This is a genomic window from Microcoleus sp. A6-C6 (assembly GCF_036705955.1).
Lineage (GTDB): Bacteria > Cyanobacteriota > Cyanobacteriia > Cyanobacteriales > Microcoleaceae > Microcoleus.
The window spans coordinates 1-1,853 of sequence record NZ_JAUBVR010000176.1 but is presented as its reverse complement, the minus strand read 5'-3'; the positions used below and the strand labels follow the sequence as shown (position 1 = coordinate 1,853).

At 49.1% G+C, this 1,853-nt stretch carries 1 protein-coding gene; it reads left to right on the top strand.

The window, feature by feature from the left end:
- Nucleotides 1-1,853, top strand: a 1,853-nt coding sequence (gene mnmG / locus QUB52_RS29015) for a tRNA uridine-5-carboxymethylaminomethyl(34) synthesis enzyme MnmG (RefSeq protein WP_332976347.1), incomplete at both ends; no start/stop codon positions are given.

Genomic DNA, 1,853 nt, shown 5'->3' with positions numbered 1-1,853 from the left:
GGACACTCAGGCTGCGAAGCCGCCCTCGCCACATCTCGCCTCGGATGCCGCACCCTTTTACTCACCCTCAACCTCGACAAAATCGCGTGGCAACCATGCAACCCAGCCGTCGGCGGCCCCGCTAAAACTCAACTCACCAACGAAGTCGATGCCCTAGGCGGAGAAATCGGCAAAATGGCCGATCGCACTTATCTACAAAAGCGCGTCCTCAACGCTTCGAGAGGCCCCGCAGTTTGGGCGCTAAGAGCCCAGACAGACAAGCGAGAATACGCCGCTGTCATGAACAATATTGTCGAAAATCAAGAGAACTTGACCATCCGCGAAGCGATGGTTACAGACTTAGTATTGGGCAAAAACGAAGAAATTATCGGCGTTGAAACATACTTCGGCGTTGCCTTTGAATGCAAAGCCGTAATTCTCACCACTGGCACATTTCTCGGCGGCACAATTTGGGTTGGCAACAAGTCGATGCCCGCCGGACGCGCCGGAGAATTTGCCGCCGTCGGTTTGACAGAAACTCTCAACCGTTTGGGCTTTGAAACCGGACGTTTAAAAACAGGAACTCCGGCAAGAGTTGACAAACGTACCCTCGATTACACCAACCTGGAACCGCAGCCTGGAGATGCAGAAGTTGGTTGGTTTAGTTTCGATCCTGAAGTTTGGGTGGAACGCGAACAAATGCCATGTTATTTGACTCGAACTACGCCCGCAACTCACCAGTTAATTAGAGACAACTTACACCTTTCTCCAGTTTACGGTGGCTGGGTTGATGCGAAGGGGCCACGCTACTGTCCGAGTATTGAAGATAAGATTGTGCGCTTTGCAGATAAGGAAAGTCACCAGATTTTTATTGAACCGGAAGGTAGGGATATTCCTGAACTTTATATCCAAGGATTTTCCACTGGCTTACCGGAAAGTTTGCAACTGGAAATGCTGCGGACTCTTCCCGGTTTAGAAAAATGCGAGATGATGCGCCCTGCTTATGCTGTCGAGTACGATTATTTGCCTGCAACCCAGTGCTTCCCGACGCTGATGACTAAGAAGATTGAAGGGCTGTTTTGCGCGGGTCAGGTGAACGGTACGACGGGATATGAGGAGGCGGCTGCACAGGGGATTGTCGCAGGGATTAATGCGGCTAGATTCGCGAAAAATCAAGAGATGATTGTGTTTCCTCGCGAGCAAAGTTATATCGGGACTTTGATTGATGATTTGTGTACGAAGGATTTGCGGGAACCTTACCGGATGCTGACTTCGCGATCGGAATATCGGCTATTATTGCGATCGGACAATGCCGACCAACGCTTGACTCCGCTGGGACGGGAAATTGGCTTGATAGATAACCGCCGCTGGGAGTTATTCGATCGCAAAAAAGCTAATATTGTCGCGGAAAAATCCCGTTTGTACTCGACTCGCGTCAAAGAGCACGAAGAAGTTGGAAAGCAAATTTTTGCCGACACCCAACAAGTGATTAAAGGTTCAATAACTCTCGCTGATTTGCTGCGCCGTCCGGGTTTTCATTATGTCGATTTGGAACGATACAATTTAGGTGATTCCAGTCTACAATTAGCCGAGAAAAATGGTGTAGAAATTGACCTCAAATATTCCGGTTATTTGCAAAGACAGCAAAATCAAATTGATGACATTGCGAAACACGAACGCCGCCAATTGCCTGGGGATTTGGATTATATGGCAATTACAACTCTCTCGAAGGAGTCGCGGGAAAAGTTGACTAAAATTAGGCCGCTGACTATTGGCCAAGCGGCGAGGATTGGTGGGGTGAATCCGGCTGATGTTAATGCTTTGTTGATTTATCTGGAAGTGCGGAACCGTAAGCAGCCTGCTGCTGTGGGAAA